11 protein-coding genes are annotated in these 17,937 nt (G+C 55.2%); all 11 read right to left on the bottom strand.

Annotation, left to right across the window (positions count from 1 at the left end; genetic code table 11):
• Positions 1-4: 4 nt before the first annotated feature.
• On the bottom strand, positions 5-2,041 hold the full coding sequence (locus CLR69_RS21410; protein WP_131535165.1) for a type VI secretion system tip protein TssI/VgrG: 2,037 nt from the start codon (positions 2,039-2,041) through the stop codon (positions 5-7).
• 174 nt (positions 2,042-2,215) lie between these two features.
• Positions 2,216-2,734 (bottom strand): Hcp family type VI secretion system effector, encoded by a 519-nt coding sequence (locus tag CLR69_RS21405; protein WP_014916345.1) that lies wholly within the window; start codon positions 2,732-2,734, stop codon positions 2,216-2,218.
• A gap of 534 nt (positions 2,735-3,268) precedes the next feature.
• Entirely contained in the window at positions 3,269-4,624 is a 1,356-nt protein-coding gene (locus tag CLR69_RS21400; protein ID WP_131535164.1) for a tetratricopeptide repeat protein, read from the bottom strand.
• A 28-nt stretch (positions 4,625-4,652) separates the two neighbouring features.
• Positions 4,653-6,089: a VasL domain-containing protein gene (locus CLR69_RS21395; protein WP_131535163.1), complete on the bottom strand. Its 1,437-nt coding sequence runs from the start codon at positions 6,087-6,089 to the stop codon at positions 4,653-4,655.
• A 48-nt stretch (positions 6,090-6,137) separates the two neighbouring features.
• The gene (tssM, locus tag CLR69_RS21390; RefSeq protein ID WP_129709955.1) at positions 6,138-9,635 is read right to left on the bottom strand and encodes a type VI secretion system membrane subunit TssM; all 3,498 of its coding nucleotides are present in this window, start codon (positions 9,633-9,635) and stop codon (positions 6,138-6,140) included.
• Positions 9,636-9,659: 24 nt separating this feature from the next.
• On the bottom strand, positions 9,660-11,084 hold the full coding sequence (gene tssA, locus CLR69_RS21385) for a type VI secretion system protein TssA (protein WP_131535162.1): 1,425 nt from the start codon (positions 11,082-11,084) through the stop codon (positions 9,660-9,662).
• Positions 11,085-11,095: 11 nt separating this feature from the next.
• The gene (vasI, locus tag CLR69_RS21380; RefSeq protein ID WP_131535161.1) at positions 11,096-11,656 is read right to left on the bottom strand and encodes a type VI secretion system-associated protein VasI; all 561 of its coding nucleotides are present in this window, start codon (positions 11,654-11,656) and stop codon (positions 11,096-11,098) included.
• Entirely contained in the window at positions 11,656-13,194 is a 1,539-nt protein-coding gene (locus tag CLR69_RS21375; RefSeq protein WP_131535160.1) for a sigma-54 interaction domain-containing protein, read from the bottom strand. The genes vasI and CLR69_RS21375 overlap by 1 nt, the downstream gene beginning before the upstream one ends.
• Positions 13,195-13,196: 2 nt before the next feature.
• Positions 13,197-15,794, bottom strand: coding sequence for a type VI secretion system ATPase TssH (gene tssH, locus CLR69_RS21370; RefSeq protein WP_131535159.1), 2,598 nt, complete (start codon positions 15,792-15,794; stop codon positions 13,197-13,199).
• A gap of 13 nt (positions 15,795-15,807) precedes the next feature.
• Positions 15,808-16,584 carry a type IVB secretion system protein IcmH/DotU gene (gene icmH, locus CLR69_RS21365; protein ID WP_129709965.1) on the bottom strand — a complete coding sequence of 259 codons (777 nt, stop codon included), beginning with the start codon at positions 16,582-16,584 and terminating at the stop codon, positions 15,808-15,810.
• A gap of 15 nt (positions 16,585-16,599) precedes the next feature.
• On the bottom strand, positions 16,600-17,937 hold the full coding sequence (gene tssK, locus CLR69_RS21360) for a type VI secretion system baseplate subunit TssK (protein WP_129709967.1): 1,338 nt from the start codon (positions 17,935-17,937) through the stop codon (positions 16,600-16,602).

Genomic DNA, 17,937 nt, shown 5'->3' with positions numbered 1-17,937 from the left:
CTCCTTAACGTCTGTCTGGCGCATCAGGCTGCGTGGGCTTAGTCGGGTCTTCTGGTGTAATCGACACCGGCGCAGTCCCTACGCCAGCCGCACCGCCATCGTTGATTTTCACAATCGTCCCGGAGATCGTCACGCCCGCACTATCAATCTTGATAAACCCGCCAGGCGCTTTAATGGTCAGAGCCTGCCCCGCTTCCAGTACAATATCTGCGGCTTTCAGATAGCTGTCCGTATTGACCAGAACACGCTGGTGCGCACCGATCAACGTCTCTTCAGAACCGGACATCGTAGTCTGACGGCTTCCTTCGATACGGGTAATCTCTCCCCCACCGATAAAGCGCTTGAACGAAGAACCAATTTTCTGAATAAAGCTCCGGCCAATTTCCTGATGATGATCCTGACCGATATTTTCAAAGTCATCTTGACCTATCGTTCGGTGACGGTGACGATCGACCCGTTGGAACTGATCCTGAGCGACGCTGAGATGCTGATCGCGCCCCACGCTCTGCCGATGAATGTTGTTGATGACACCATCCATATCTTTCTGAGCGTGATAGTAAATTTGCTCACGCGTCGCCTCATCTTCAAAACGCAGTTCGTTGAAGCCATTGCCTTTATGTGTATCAGTACGTAGCGTCGTGCGCGTTTTATGTGCGGGTAGAACATACGGCGTCGGGTTGGTCGCATGGAACGTCCGCCCGGTGATAATCGGCTGATCCGGGTCACCTTCGAGGAAGCTGACGATCACTTCATGACCGATACGCGGAATGGCTATCATGCCGTACTGACCGCCCGCCCAGCCCTGACTGACGCGCACCCAGCAGGAGCTCTGGTCGTTGCTCGCGCCATAGCGATCCCACGGGAATTGCAGTTTTACCCGACCGTACTGATCGCAGTAAATTTCTTCTCCTGCCGGCCCCACCACCGTGGCAATTTGTGGGCCGTCCACCATCGGTTTGTACGGCATCGCGGCGCGCCACGTCGTCGTCCCTTTCACCACCGCAAAGCTGTTGCTCATGGTCGTCGGTTCGCCGCCGCTTTCCTCTTCCAGCGCCTGCGGCTGCTGCCCGACGTGTGTCACGCTCACCGTCTGCCATACCGCGTTCAACGTTGCATTCGGGTGCTCCGTCAGGGTGAAGGTGTTGCCCGGCATCAGCCCCGCGCAGTTGGATTCGCCTTCGCTCGTTACTGCCCCTGACCGCAGTGCATCCAGACGATAGCCGCTGAAGGCTTTGCCGCTCGGGTCTTGTTTATAGCGCCCCGGATAGTCGTAATGCTGATAGCTTTCGCGCTGGTGCTCCAGCTCAGTGCTCATCTTCTTGTGCGACAGTCCGTAAGCCGGTGTCTTGAAGCTGTAGTCCTTCAGCTCTACTTCCGCCGTGCTCACCCGCTCTGCGTAGTGGAAGCGTCGCGCGTACTCACCTTCGCTCAGTCCCTGCGTCGCCAGGTTGAAGAACAGCTCGGGGCCTTTGGTCAGTGCCCCCGCATCATCAGCAAACACTAACCGATGCTTGCCTTCCTCGAACTCGTGGAAGAAATACATCCCCTCTTCGGCAGCCAGACGGGTGATAAACGCCAAATCACTTTCCCGGTACTGTACGCAGTATTCCCGCACCGCGTGCTCGTTACGCAGTGCAAACGCGTAGTCGGTAATGCCCGCCTCTTCCAGCAATGTGCCGATAATCGCGTCCGGCTTCTGCGCCTGAAAAATACGGGCGTTGGTACGCAGCCCCAGTCGCCACAGAGCAGGCCGGACTTCCACCTGATAGCGCGTGCGCCGGAAGCCAGTATCGCCCTGCGTGAACCCGCTGATAATCCCGCTGACCCGACGCTTCAGTTCACCTTCATACCAAATCAGCAGCTCGCACGGCTGGTCCAGCACGGCACCAAAATCGATATCCGGCAACGCGCTCGCCAGACTCAGTGACAGGCTGAAGGGCCGATTCAGCCCCTCATCCAGCCTGAAATCCACCACCGCAAAGGTGCCGGCTTCCAGCGCGCCAACTTTTACGGTGAACTGTAATCCTGTACTGTTTGCCACCTGTCCTCTCCTTACTGGCCGTTGCCATGGCTACCGCACGCCCCGGTCTCCCCGGAGCGGTACGTCGCTATCCTGATTAAAATGAAAACCTGCGTTGTGGTCTGAGTCCGCTCACACCACAACGCACATCAGAGAAAAAACAGAAAACCCGGGCAAGCCCGGGTTAGAGAGGAATTACGCTTCGACCGGCGCACGCCAGTCATCAGAGCCGGACGTCCCTGCAACGGTGTGTTCCCAATCAATTTTGCGGTAGGCCAGAGACACTTCAATCAGTTGGGTGTAGTCCAGCTTTGACGGATCCTGGCAGTGTGGCATTTTGCAGTCGATGTCCACGATGGTGGAATCGGTCAGCACGGTAGAGAAGAAGTGCTCCTGTTTACCTTCAACAGAAGTGCGGTACCACTTCAGGGTTACGGTCGGCAGCATTTCGCCAGACGCCAGGGCGTTGTACATCAGCGGAACCGCTTTGTTCAGCGCAACAGTAAATTTGAACGGTTTGTGTACGCGCTGGCCGGATGGCTGGCCTGACTGTGGATCGGTCGGTACGGTAACGATGTGTTTGAATTCCTGTACCAGCATTTCGTCTTCGTGGCCTTCCACATAGATGTTGCCGACAGAATCAGACGTGAAAGCACCCGCGGTGATGTTGCCCTGTGTTTTACCTTCGATGCTGATATAGCATGGAGTTGGCATAGTCTTGCTCCTTGTTGTTGAACGGAATGAGTAACTTCACCGTCTGTATAGCAATACACATGCCAAAATTTATCCTTATGTTTTATAAAGAAATTTACCTAACAAAAATTTCACCTAAGTAAAACTTGAGCAAGAAGTTGCGCAGACTTCGCAAATCGTTTGCAGACATTGCGCAAAAAGTGATTTACACCAGAAAGTGAGCAAGAAGTTGCGCAGAATGCGCAATTATTCTGAAAGTTTACGTTAGCGATGAATTAACGAAATGAATGACCGATAGAAACCGTGCTTATTAATAGCAAAAGACTATATGTGGCGATAAATTGCTCATTTTTATCAAACATGTAAGTAAGCGATCACTTCTGTTTTTTATGAAAAATATACAGGGAGACGTTAGGATTCACGGAGTAAGAAACAAAAAAAGCGGGTGCTGCTATCACGCAACACCCGCCTGTTTATTGCCATTATTATCTGATTAAAACGTGATGATCTGTCGATTCTGCCTTAGCAATTTCGCCACCAACGAATCCCCGCAGATTACTCTGTTTTCCCTGAGGACCAGTGCATCGCCAAACGCTGTCCGGCTTTGATTTCATCCGGCTGCATTGTTGCTTCCAGATCGTTACGCGCATGAATAGCTTCAGGCATCCCTTCCGTCGCCGCCATCGCATACCAGGCGTAAGCATGAATACGATTGCGGGATGCGCCCTGCCCATCCTGACGCATCATCCCCATACGGTACTGCGCCATGCGGTTACCGTCATTCGCCGCCAGGCGATACTGCTTCATCGCTTCAACATAATCCTCTTTACCACCTTGCCCCAACCTAAGCATCTCACCGTAAGCCAGCTGGGACTCGGTGTCTCCTGCCGATGCCGCTTTAGCATATTCTTCACGCGCACGCGCAAGTTCGTTCACGTTAAACAAGCGCTCACCCAGTTCGCGCTGCGCCCGGATGTAACCCGCAGAGGAGGCCTGAACCAGATACTGTTCGCGCTTTTCATGGGTTGTCTGACTCTGACTGAGCAAATAATCTGCTTCGCCCGATCCTCCGGTAGCGGCACGCTCCAGCCAGTAACGAGCCTTCTGCTCATCCAAAGGTAAGCGCTTACCTTCACGGTATGCCTTGCCCAGCCAAAGCTGGGCTTCCGCATCACCTGATGAAGCAGATTTTTGATACCAGTTCAGCGCATTCTCACCGTCTTCGTGTTGCGCCATCCACAATTGCGCCTGTGCCTGACCTAGCGTCGCCGCTCGGAAATACCAACGTTCGGCCAGATCGCGACGAATAACCACACCCTTGCCCTGTTCATAGCGCTGCGCTAGCTGATATTGCGCATCCCGATTACCGAGCTCGGAAGCCTTCAACAACCACGCTACGGCCTCTTTTTCGCCCCCCGTATGCGTCGCGTGCCACTGGGCAACAATCAGCTGTGCAGGGGGATAACCATTCGACGCAGAAGATTCAAACGCACTCAGGCAGGCCGCCACCAGTTTTCCCTGATGTTGAACCTGACAATCCATGCCGAGACGATGCCCCGCTTCACCATTCCCCAGACGTGAGGACGTTGTCCACCACTGACGAGCAAACGGGCTGTTTTTTGGTGCTCCCAACCCGGCCTGATACCAATCGCCAACCTGAAGCGCAGCAGCAGCGCGCATTTCCTGATTGCCCGGAAGTTCAGACAGGCCAGACGCCTTCTGCATCCACTGCATCGCCTCGGTGTACTGTGCGCGCGCGGCCAGAGTTTTTGCCAGTTGATATTGCGCTTCACCGTTTCCCCGGTTCGCTGACGCCACCAATTCCGATTCAGACAGCGACGTGACCGGTGCCTGACATGACGCCAGCCAACAAGCCGAGAGGACTATCAATAATTTTTTGTATTTCATCATGTGCTCAACGTTTTTCCCTTCACGATAATCAGCTGGCGGAATTACCCTGCTGCAAACGGTACAAGCGAATATTGAAGGAACGCAGTTCATCTTCCATCGCGCGCAGTTCCGCTGGCGTCAGCGACTGACTTTTGATTTTGCGCGCTTCAAGTTCCCGCAGCCGTATCCCGAAGGGGACATCCGACATCAGGTCTTTTTGCATATCGTAGAGTTTTGATTTCAGGTAGGAAATCGTCACCGTCCGGCGCTGCCGTTCCAGTTCCAGCAACTGCTGCAAGGTATCGTTGACTCTGGCACGCGCCTGTTCGTAACCCAGTGTTTTCGGTTCATCACCCTGCTGGCGTTCAAGCGCAATCTGCCATTGACGTTCCATCTCCTTCACCGCCAACGAATCGGGATAGAGCTGCTGCATCACGTTTTTCAACCCATTGCCGTATTGGTACAGGTAGAACGGCGATGCATTTTTCACCTGTTCCAACTGTGCCTGATAACGGTTGATCAGTTCGCCTTCCATGCCCTGCAATTTCTGTTCGCCCAGCACAATACGTACCCGGCGAATGTCATTATGGTCGGGGGCAGTAGGTAAGGCGTACGCAGGCTGTTGCAGTAGCGCCAACGCATCGGCCTTCTGCTCCTGCCAATACTGCCACCCCGTAATCGCTGCGACGGGCAGTACGCAGGTCAGCAGCCCAGAGACAAACCAGAACCAGGCTGGCTTCTGCTTTTTATGTGCCTCAATTTTCAATACTGTCGGTTTCATTTGCCCTTTCTCCCGTCCGATGAGAATGCTACCCGCAGGCAGTGCAGCCTGACCCGAGCCTGATGAGCCACCGCTTTGCACCGTCGCGCCGGGCTCCATGTCAGAATGAAAGAACACCATGGGGGGAATCTGCATATCCTGCTTTTTCAGTTCCTGATCGTCCGACACAATGACAATCTCGGTTTCATCAAACAAATGGGTATAGCCTTCAACGAAGTGCAGCAGATTCTCGACGCGAGGAATGCGGCTCAACCCTGAGTTGTGCAACTTTTCACTCATCAATTGCAGCGCGCGTTCACAACGATAAACCAGCCGCTTGTGTTCATGGCTGATGGCGTACTGCCGCACCACCTCACTGATGCGAGCAATGAACCAGTCCAGCATTTCGATACGCGCCCGTTCCTGATGCACCGGCGGCCAGAAGTTATCCCACTGCGTTACGATCAGGTTCGCCAGAAACTCACAGCTTTCCGTAAAACCCGTCAATCCAGCCAGCCGTGAACGCGCCAGCGTAAAGTAGATCGCAGTCTGGAGATCCACCCCCTGCTTTTCAAATATGGTGGTCGCCATATCGTGCACCAGCATCCAGTCCACGTCAGGGCGAGACGCGTGACTCAACTTGTTAATTTCCGCCCGAAGTGCATCAAACTCCGGCAGCATCCGTGGATCGCGGCCCACTTTCAGGGCCTGTTGTGCATCTTGCATATCACATCATCCAGCAATAGGGAGCCTGAGCAGGCTCCCGAGAGTTAATTAATAAAGTGAATCAGGCAGCGTGAACTGGCTGAACAGACCACCAGCAAACGGGTTATGACTGGCATCGGTATACACGCGATACGTCATCGCCCCATTCTCCAGCGAGAAGCGCACGTCAAAGGTGTTCTCATTCACCTGAGTCAGCTGGTCGCTGTTGATTAAACGGAACATCGCCCACGGCCCGCTAAAGCTCAGGCTGCGTGGTGAACGCTCACGATCGTCTGGTACCAGAGTCAGTTTGCTTTCAGCCCCGTCACGCATACTGTTTGGCCACACCAGTGGCGTTTTCTGGCGACGACCGTGGCTGTATTCCAGCAGTTGCCCATCCAGATTGAGTACGCTGCGACGCTTATTCGCCGTCAGTTCCAGCGGCTCCAGCACGAAATGCACTTCCAGGCTGCCCTGTGCATTAAACAGGGTCTGGCGGATACGGGTAGCGCGTTCAAGCTGTTTCACCAGTTCAGCCTGCAACGGTGACGCCATACCTTCTTCCAGCATGCCGCTTTCCATCATCGCTTTGAGGTTGGTTTGGTAGAAGTTATCCAGCGTCCCACCAGTCATGAAGAACATTTCCATTTCCGATAGCGGCACATCCTTGTTCGATGACGGGTCGAAGGGGTAACGATCCGCCAGCTTCTCATTGAATGGCGTCACGACTTTATCCAGCCACTCCTGATTCAGCGACGACATCGCCAGCCCGGTAACCAAACTCGCGCTCTCTCCAGCAAGTTGCCCTACCCAGCGGTCCAGCGGCGCGGGAAGGCTGCGGGCGTATTGCTGTAAGGCGAACACCGGATCGGCAAATTTATTTCCCTGCCGCGCCTGCACCGCTTTCAACGCCGCCTGCCCAGGATCGGTTGCGTTAACGATCTGATCGAGATAGTGATAGAGATCGGTCAGCTTCTGATTGACCTCTTGCACCAATGGCCCCTGCTCACCACGTCCGCTCAGCGCCGCGTTGATAGTCATAAAAGGACGACCAATCCGCGTGTTGATATTCTGTGCCGTATCGTTGTCATCATCGGCCAGTTTACGGATGCGGGTATTATCGCTAACCGTAGTCAGCACACGCTGGAAGGGCTGATCGTTGCCGGTGATATCCGTGAGAATATCGAGCGCCTGCTCCGGCGTATCGAGCGTCTGCACATCAATGTTCGCCAACACTTTCTGCCACTGGTTGATGTAATCCGTAATGTAGCGATCGTTCACCTGACGCAGAATTTCCCGACGGTCTGCTTCACTAAACTGCGCACGCTCACGCTGCCCCAGAACCCAGGCATCCAGTGCCGTCAGCTCTAACAGCGCTTTGTCCTGCTTGAGGTAATAATCACTGAAACCGGGATACGTCAGCAGCCGTGGCACGCTTCCCGCTTTGTCATTACGCAGGGAAAACACCGGATCAAACGTCGGCCCGACTTCATCACGAATGGCTAAATCCGGCGGCAACACCTGCGTCGCCTTCATGACCAGGCTCTGATAGACGCGCTGATACATTGGCAGCTTGCTCAATTCCTGCTGAGCGAGCGTAATCGGCTGAATGAATGGCGCAAAGGTACTGATTGCCACCGCATCTTTCTGCTCACGGGCTTTGTGCCAGTCGGTATGTTCAAGGGCGTAATCCAGATGCTGCATCAGCTGTTCTTGCACATTGCCCTGGGCGGGAAAAGCCTTCTGCCAGCGCTGCGCCATAAACTGTTCGACCAACGCTTTGTTGCGCCCTGACGCATCATCCAACATCCGCATCACGCGCAGAATCGTCAGCTTTTGCTCGCTATTAGCAGGTGCCTGATTCAAATCCTCCAGCAGCCCCTGCATCACCGCAGGCAGAAAACGCTGGTTCAGCATTTGCAGATAGGTGCCTTCAACATAAGGCCCAATCTTATCGCCCTGATACAGACCAAGATCGGCCAGCAGTGGTGTACGTTCGTGGTAATTACCAAAAGATAAGGTCGCATCGCGAATCAAATTCAGACGCGGCAACTGCTGATAGCCGTAGCCCGGCTGCCCTTCCAGCTCATTGGTGCCGATAAACGCCTGCGCTTTCGTCAGTACGTTGCGTCCAGCCTCTTCATTGACACGATAGAAATGGTGCCAGCTGCCGACCAGCGCCAGACTGGCGAGTAACATGCAGCCCACGCCGATACTCAGTCGACGACGACGATAGAGACTATGCAGCCGGTTTTCCCCCGCCAGACTGGCCTCAGGGAAAATGACGTCAGGGAAGAGACGCTGCACAAAGAACGTATTCGATTCACCGCGCAGCGCAGCATTAATCGGCTCTGGCAGTTGATAGCGTCGGGAAGCCGACTGCGCAAACGCATCGAACGGCACCCCTTGTTGATAGACAGAACTGACGTAGACGCCACGGATCAGGAAAGCGCGATCTTCGCCCGTCGCTAACGTTTCCGTCAGCACTTCCATCACATAGTCTTTCACCCCAGCTAACTGGCGGACAAACGAGAACAGTGAATTGCGCACGCTTCTGTCGGATTGCGTCAGCAGCATGTCTGGCAGGTTGTCATTCAGGTGTGTCACCCACTCGTCCCAGAAACGCTCCAGTTCCTCCAGCCAACCTTTGCTGTTACTCGCCTGCGGCGTAAACGTCACACCTAAAACAGCCTGACGCGCCTCGCGGTTTAACTGGCGATAGACCTTATCGAAGCCGCTCAGCATATCCAGCCGAGTTAGCGCGATATACACCGGCAAGCGCGTATTGATGTTCACCGAAATTTCCTGCAAGCGCGCACGCATGACCTGCGCGTAGGCTTTGCGATCCGCGACACCGGCCTGAGCCAGCCAGGAAATATCCAGCGTGAGAACCAGACCGTTGAGCGGCTGGCGACGGCGATTTTCACTGAGCCACTGTAGCAGGTGCTGCCACAGTCGGGCATGGCGCTGTCCGAGCGAATCGCCCTCCAACTCAGGCTGTGCGAGTAGCTGTCCGCTAGGATCCCAAATGACAGCGGATTCCCCGACCCAGCTACTCACCTGCTGGCCTGCCGCCACATCTCGCAGTTCTGCATCCAGCTTCGGATTCATTTTGTTTGCTGGATTGGCGCGATGAATCAGGCTGCTTTTACCACTGCCTGCCAGACCAATCGTCAGATACCAAGGCATCGCATACAGCGCTCTTTTACCCAACTGGGTCTGAAACGCTTCCAGCCAGCGATCGAGAAACGTCTGCTGGCTGTCGACATATATCTGCAAGGGATCCTGCTCAATCACCTGCTGTTCATGACGTTCCGCACGCATCTGCTGTACGCGACGCCAGACCAGCCAGGCGCTGTAGGAGAACGCCAGCCATAGCCATACCAGCGTGAACACCACGCGGCCCCAGATTCCCTGCAACGGGCGTGAGTCGCCCACGGTCAAACGCGGTCCCAGCCACCAGGCCAGAACCAACACCACGACCCACAGTACCGCCCCCAAAAGCAGCCAGGAGGGTTTCAGTTTAGGCAACTGCTTGCGTAGAAAGGTTATGATTGTTTTAAACATAAGTGACCATTCACTCCGAATGTCTTATTTTTTGCGGGATGCCGCCAACCGCTCTACGCGGCTGACCATTCCCGGTTCCCATTGCATCAGGCCCAATTGCTGGCTTTCCTGCCACATGTGCTGATAGTGCTGTGCTGCCAGTGATTTCATCCCTTCTTCGGCGAGTAAATCCGCCAGTACCAACTCAGCATAAAAACGATCGCGAGGTTCTTTCAGGCGACGCATGCGTTCATCCAGTAACAACATCGCCGCACCGATACCTTTTTCATCCCGACAGGCGGCTGCCTCCGTCGCCAGATCGTCCTGCCGTGCGCCGCCACCGCCGCGAACGGGCTGGCTGGACTGCAACCACTGACTACACTTCCCGGTCAAAAAAGGTGTGCCGTCGCTGAACGCCAGTTCACGCAGCTCCGGCAAACGCTGAATAAATGCAGTAAGCTCTTCCGCCATCGCCGTGGCAACAGAGGTATGTCCCAGTCTGGCAGCGACCGAGGCGGACAGCATGTGCCCATCAAACCAGTAAGGTGCTAACACCAGGCTCTGTTCTATACGTTCCCACAGTGCCAAATCAGCCTGTGCAAGCGCACTTTGGTATTCATCCACACGGTCTGATGAGACGGGGGCCAACTGCGTTTTATGCCCTTTCGACGACATCGGCGGTGTGGCAATGCCGGACCAGATAGCATGGCGTCGCAGGCGATAGCCCATCGGTGAATCAGGGTGACGCTCAACCAGCAAGGCAGCGACGTTCAGTTGGGTTTGCCGCCAACTGCGCTCATCGGATGAATTAATTTCCACCGAACTGACTGGCGTCGAGGTAGCGCTGGCGCTGGCTTCACTCCCGCTTGAGCCACCGCTGCCGCTGACTGCCGGGGTCGATTTCGCCGTCTGATTAGCCTGTTCCTGCGCCTGCTGCCGCTGCCTGGCACGCTTAAAGCCCTGCACCAGTTCATCCATCAGCGCCGCTTTATCGCTGGCCAACTCACCCCAGCGGGTCGCGACCTGCTCCGTTAACTGCTGTAATTGATCCAACTCTGCGCTGGATGCACTCTCTGCAATGCGAGGGAGCGCGCTCTCAAAACGGCGAACAATCTGGATCATCAACTTCTGTTTTTGCACCGGACTGGCAGGCCAGGCGGTCACCCAGTAACTCTCCAGCCAGCTATCCAGCAGCATCAGCGCAGTAGAAAACGGTGTCGCTTTAGCCGGGTGCTGTAAGCAGCGCAACAGCTGTACCAGTACCCGCATATCTTTGGTTTTGCTTTCCAGCAACGTCAGGCAATAACCCGCAACTACGTTAAGATCGACCTGGTTATGCGCCAGCGATCCTAGCTTGACCAACTCCGTTTCTACCTTTTCCCAAAGCGGATCGTCAGCCAATACCGCCGCGCGTAACTTCTCCTCCGGCAATGAGGTTTGCAGGCGTTTACACCAGGGATGTGCATGCATGAACGCCTCCTTTACCAGCGACACTGCTGACGCAGAGGTGCGACTGCTTCACCCAGCCCGGCGAGTTCAATACGCAGTACGTGGCCGTCGGTACCGTTAAGTACCAGCTCGCGATGCCCAATCCAGCGCTTTAGCGCATCAATCGCTGGCAGGCCGCGTCCTGATTCCAGCAGCAGTCCACGGTTACGGATAAACCAGCTGTCGGACACCGTCACACCATCAAGCTGCGACGTGACGGACTCTCCTGCCCAGGGTTCGCTGAGAGTAATGCGCAGGTGTGTAATATTGCTGGCACAGCTAATCACTAGCGTATTGCCATCAGCCAGCACACGAGTAAGCGTCATATCGCCGCTGTCCGCTTCACGTCCCAGTTGAAACGTTCCGCTAGCGGCAGCCTTATCGTCCTGTGGGGACAGCGTACCAGTGCGTTCAGCTTCACGACCCAACGCGTCATAGCAGGCCAGTCGGAGCTCTGAAGCCGTTTCATTACGGCACTGCTCCCATAACGACTGCCAGGCGGGATCGGGCGTAGCGGCAGTTGCCAACAGTAGGGGAGCCATCGTCAGAAACATCAATTTACCTCCAGCTTCTGGCATTTGTGGTCGAGAGTACGTTTAGGGATATTGAGGCTATCAGCCACCAGAAGGCGGTTGCCCTGAAACTGGCGCAGGCGTGCCTCAATCACAGCCGCTTCATACCGCTGTGTGGCTATACGCAAATCGTGGATGTGCTGATAACAATCCTGTTCTTCAGCCGAACTGCTCGTCAGCCGATCGCGCAGTTCGGGCGGCAGCGATATCAGGGACAGCGCTTCGCCGTTCGGCGTATGTGCGCAGGCGACTTCCAGTAGGTTACGCAGTTCCCGCACATTACCGGGAAAGTCATACCCCACCAGTTGACGCAGGAAAGCCCTGTTCAGTGGCCCAACATACTTTTGTTGTTTGTCAGAAAATTGACTGATGAAGTGCTCGCACAGCAGACGAATATCGTCCGGCCGCTCACGCAACGGTGCAACCTGCAATAAACACTGGCAGAGGCGATGATAGAGGTCCTGCCGAAACACACCGTCAGACACCTGCTGTTCCAGTGGCTGATGGGTCGCGGCAATCAGACGGAAATCAGAATGAACTTCTTTCTCCGCGCCCAGAGGACGGAAACTATGCGTCTCCAATACCCTTAACAGCTTGGCTTGCATGGACTGCGGCATATCGCCAACTTCATCCAAAAACAGCGTACCGCCATTAGCCTGTTCTACCAGACCAATTTTGTTGCTCTGTGCGCCAGAGAATGCCCCTTTCTGATAGCCAAACAGTTCGCTTTCAATCAAATTTTCGGGGATTGCCGCACAGTTGATGGCAATAAAAGGTTTGTCGGCACGTTCGGAACACTCATGCAGCAAACGCGCCACCACATCTTTCCCTGACCCGGTTTCGCCCTGAACCAGTACCGAAAGGCGGTGTTTTGCCGCCTGATAAATCTGCTGATGCAGTTCTTTAATCACCACAGACTGACCAATCAGGGTGGCTTCCACCCGCTTTTCTTGCTCGCGACGACTCTGCCCTTCATCCTTAATCTGGCGGAGTGAATCTCTCAACGCGACCTGTTCCCGTCGGGTGTGTGCCAGCTCACGCAACAGCACAAGCTGGCGGCAAAACACCTGCGCCAGTTGTTCACATTCCCCCTGCTGATGCAGCGTTTGCAGGCGCGTTGGTGTATCCAACAGCGCCAGTACCGCCAGCGGCTTACCGCTGTCCGACAGCAGTGGCAGCGCGTGAAGCCCGCAATTTGTCCCGACAGAGGCCAGCATCTGCCGAAACTCACGGTGCTCAATACGAGCACCGCCATAGAGAGAATCCCAGGTGCGCGCTTGATTCTTATGCAGCGCATAAGCCAGCGGGTGGCTAAAGTCATCCACCCCCAGACTCAGCGCCACCGGCGTCTCATGCACTCGACCTTGGCAGGTCAGCAGCCTGCCGCTGACATCCACCATACCCAGCAACATTCCTTGCGGCTGCCAGGCGGCCTGCATCGTCTCCAGCATCCAGTCACACAAACCAGCCTCATCGTGCTGTTGGGTGAGTGCTAACGCCAGTTCGAGGGCATGTTGCATACTCAGCCCTCCACCTCAGTCTGGAACTGGCCGGCTTCGACGCGGAAATGAATACGGCTGACGGGTTCACCCGCCGACATGCGTTGCAGTAGCTGTAGCGAAACCGGTGGTAGCAAGGCTCCATCAATCACCGACTCGAGCATACGCGCCCCATTTTCACTGCGGTTCGCCAACCGTAGAATCTCTTCCGGCACTTCATCTTCGATGATGACTTCCGCACCAAAGCGCTGTTGCAGCAGAGAAACCAGACGCGACAATTTGCCCTGAACAATCTCGACCATGGTGGCATGTGCCAGCGGCAGGTAAGGGATCACTTCCATACGCGCCAACAGTGCAGGTTTGAAGAAGGCTGCCAATTCGGGATAGAGCGCATCCAGCAATACATCCGACTGCTCGGCGTAGTTAACAATCGTCTGGAACCCGAGATTGGACGTCAGGAAGAACACCACATTGCGGCAGTCGATGACCCGGCCTTCGCCATCGGCCAATTCACCTTTATCAAACGCCTGATAGAACAGGTTCAGAACATCAGGGTGCGCTTTCTCTACTTCATCCAGCAGTACCACGGAGTACGGTTTCTGACGGATGGCTTCGGTCAACACGCCACCTTCACCAAACCCGACGTAGCCCGGAGGCGAACCGATCAAGCGTGAAACCGTATGTTTTTCCTGATATTCCGACATGTTGATGGTGGTCAGATAGTTACGTCCGCCAAACATCAAGTCGGCAATCTGAACCACGGTTTCCGTTTTACCGACGCCGCTCGGCCCAACCAGCAGGAAAGCCCCCAACGGACGCCCCGGACGACGGAGGTCCGCACGCGCAGTCAGCAGGTGTTTATGCAATTGAGCAATCGCCAACTGCTGCCCTTTAATAGAATCTCCCAGGAATTCAGGCAGACGCGTAACAACATCCATTTCACCCTGTGAAATTCGGTTGAGCGGCACGCCCGTCCATTCGGCAATCACTGCCGCAATTTGGGTTTTATCAACATGGGGTGAAACCAGTACAGAAGCTTGCTGAAGTATTTCCAGCGCTTGCTCACAGGTAGCCAGTTCCGCCGCTGCCGATACCGCATCAAAGTCGACGGTTTGCTCTTCATCCAACAGCGCCGTGCGCAGTTCAATCACGCGCTGAACCTGTGTTTTCTGCTGCTGCCAATCGGCTTCCAGTTGTGCCAGCGATGCCGCTCCCGCTTCGCGGGCGTCACGCAGTTCGACTAAGCGCTCTTCGGTATTACCCAAACCGATGCGCGCCTGGCGCTCAAGCTGGGTGATTTCCATTTCCTGCTGGCGCAGACGGGTCTGTAGTTGGCTGACCGCACGCGGTGGCGTCGTCAGGTTAATCGCCACGCGCGCGCTGGCGGTATCCAGAACGTCAATCGCCTTATCGGGGAGTTGGCGACCGGAGATATAACGCGCCGACAGTTGCGCCGCCGCCTGAAGTGCATCTTCATCAATCAGAACGCCGTGCGCTTTTTCATAGATACTGCGCAGCCCACGCAGGATAACCGTGGCTTCTTCCGCGTTCGGTTCACCGACCTTGACGAGTTGGAAACGACGGGAAAGCGCCGCATCTTTCTCGACATATTTTTTGTATTCGCTCCAGGTCGTCGCCGCGATGGTACGCAGTTCACCACGCGCCAGTGCAGGCTTGAGCAGGTTGGACACATCTAACCCACCCGCCTGATTGCCAGCACCGATTAGCGTATGTGCTTCATCGATAAACAGAATGATGGGACGTGGTGCATCCTTCACTTCCTGCATCACGCCTTTGAAACGTTTCTCAAATTCGCCTTTAACTGATGCACCGGCCTGCATCGCCCCCAGATCGAGCGTGAGTAGTTCTACATCCCGCAATCTTTCCGGCACGGCCCCCGCCACAATACGCAGCGCCAGCCCTTCGATCAGCGCGCTTTTACCGACACCGGCTTCCCCCACCACAATCGGGTTGTTTTTACGGCGACGGGAGAGAATATCGATCATCAGATCGATTTCATGATCGCGGCACAACACCGGATCCAACTGCCCCTGTCGGGCGGATTCCGTCACGTTTTGCGTATAGCGAGACAGCTGTGTGGTTGCCGCGGCAGCCTGTTCTGCGGTGGCGGACTGCACCGCCACCTCCGTTTCAACAGAGTCCTTCACCCACTCATCAAACTGCTGACGTAAAAGCTCACGGTTAATCTGCGCCAGCGGGCGGGATATCGCACCTGCCACATAGCGATTTGGCGTCAGCAGCAAAACCAGCAGCAAAATGCCACTGCGCAGACGCACATGTTGGAATTCAGCCGAGGCCAGCAACCAGCTATCCTGTAGCCACTCCACCAGCAGAGGAGAGAATGAGGGGTAGCCCGCATCAAATTCTTTATCCACGGAGGAAGGTAACAGCAGCGAAGACAGTTCATCCGCATCGACACCAGCACGCTTGAGGATCTGGCGGACATCACACAGCGGCGTTTCCAGCATTTTCATCAACAGGTGCTCAACGCGGATTTCCGCTCCCTGATGTTGAATACAGAGTGCCGCCGCTTCTTCCAGCATATGACGGCACACGGGGTTGAGTCGTTCAACCAGTGTCGGCAGTTCAATTCGAATCACGGTGTAGCTCCTGTTATTGTAATAATTCTCCCAGTTGACGCAGTACGTCCTGGGTTTGATGAGTAAGCTGGTAATGGTAAAGTCCGAATGCGGCCACCAGAACGACACACACGCCGATAAACAGCGTGCGTAGTGACACTTGCTTGCGTAGGTGGTAGCGCGAGGCTTGTTGCCCCAGGTTCAGGTGAAATACCGTCGGCGAATTAGCCGGCTCAGGGCGCAGCGTGTCGTGTAGCTTGCTCACGACGCGGTTTAGTTCCTCACGCCCTTGTGTCATCACCCGATAGCGACCTTCAAAACCCAGACAAAGGCAGAGATAGATAAACTCCAGGATGTCGCGATAGCGGGTAGGATCGTCCAGCAGCTTCTCCAGCAGGACGAAAACCTTTTCGCCCCCCCAGGTTTCATTGTGAAAACGGGTCAGCAGGGAATGTGCCGACCACATGCTTTGTCCGCCCCACTCCCGCCCCATCACGGCTTCATCAATGAAGGTGCAGAGGATGTAGCGGAAGGACAAAATCACACCGTTTTCATAGCCATGAGAATGCAGTTCCTGCTCAATAGCCTGAATTTCAGATACTACGCGCTGGTAAAGATCCTCAACGCCTTCATAGGCAGAGAGCTGGCGTACCCGCTCCACCATGCCCAGCAGCGGCGTAACTGCATCAACCATCGGATTAATGCTTTGTCCACGCAGGCGAAACCAGTAGTCGGAATCCATATCCAGCTGTCGGGCGTGGTCAAAAAGCAGATCGCCCAGTTGATCGTTTTTAATAACCTCGATGCTCATCTTTTCCTCTCCTGACTACTGGCCACGGATGGCCCAAAGCTGCATATCCAGTTCCGGGAATTCGCCAGCAATGTGGAACGCCAGCGTGTTGCCAGACACCAGCACCTGCCAGGCAGGGCTTTGTCTGTCCAGTTGGAAATAGCTGTAACCTGCGTGATAAGGCAGTTGGCGCGGCGCAACCGGCAGCGGCAACAGCGGTATGCCTGGCAATTGCAGGCTGATCAGTTCGCGGATCTTCTCGCTGGAGGCAATCTTCGTTTGTTGCAGCAACTGTTTACGCAAATGCTCCTGCGGCATACGCGCGCGCACCGCCAGCACAAACTCGGCGCTGGTCATCAATTCGGCATCGCCAACCATCGCCACCATCACGCCATATGGCTGCTTCTTCAGTTGGATGGAAACAGCACGCGGCGACAGTACGGTGCTTAGAGCTTGACGTAGCGCCATCATTAGCGGCTCAAAACTGGCCTGCTGGTGTTCATGGCGATAGGCGGGGAATTCCGGCGGCAGACGTGATTCATCGGTAAACGTCATCAGTTCACCGCATAGCTCAACTAACGTTTCGTGCAGGCGTTCAGGGTGCAACGTACCAAGACGCGCCAGATGCGATAACTTAGGCTGAGCGCGGTTAAGCAATTGCAGCATCATGAATTCAGCCACGTCGGCCACGCCCTGTTGTCCCGGTGCGGCAATACGCTGTGACAGACTGCGTGCGCGTTCAGCAACCAGCCCCGCAGACTCGCCCAAAAAGCGTTTTAAGGTAGGGATGGCCGTAACGCTGATGCTGCACGGCATAAAGTTAGGATCCAGAATCAACCCGCCGTCAGGACGTTTATCCAGAATGTTGGCAATCGCCAACGAGGCATAGGCACTGCGATCGTCGCGATCGAGCATCAGGCGCAGGCTGACCTTACCAACTTCCAGAGAAACGATATCGCCGCCATCGCTGTGCAGATCGCGCACATCATGCCGGTGCGATTGCAGACGGCTGGCGATCCCCTGCCCCGGTTGACCGACTTCACTGACGCCATTTACCGCCAGCGGCAGCGCCAGATAAACTTTCTGGTTTGCCAGCGCGACGTCGGTGATCTCCAACGGCAGCGGAAGGGCATCGTCCCCTGGAATATTGAACACGGTGCCGTCAGGCATCACACCGCTGGCGTTAACCAGTGCGATGCGGCCAAAATTGAGGTATTCCTCATTAATTGCCAGCGACTGCAAACCATAGAAATAATCACTGAGGGCGCTGAGACGCGCATGCAGTGCGTAATCGGTGTGTCTTTGCTGCTGTTGAAAATGCTGCGGTTTAATGAACAAACCTTCCCGCCAGATAATGCGATTGCGACTCGACAT

The sequence above is a fragment of the Pectobacterium zantedeschiae genome (genome assembly GCF_004137795.1).
Lineage (GTDB): Bacteria > Pseudomonadota > Gammaproteobacteria > Enterobacterales > Enterobacteriaceae > Pectobacterium > Pectobacterium zantedeschiae.
The sequence above is the reverse complement of the archived record's forward strand: the minus strand, read 5'-3'. Positions and strand labels throughout refer to the sequence as shown.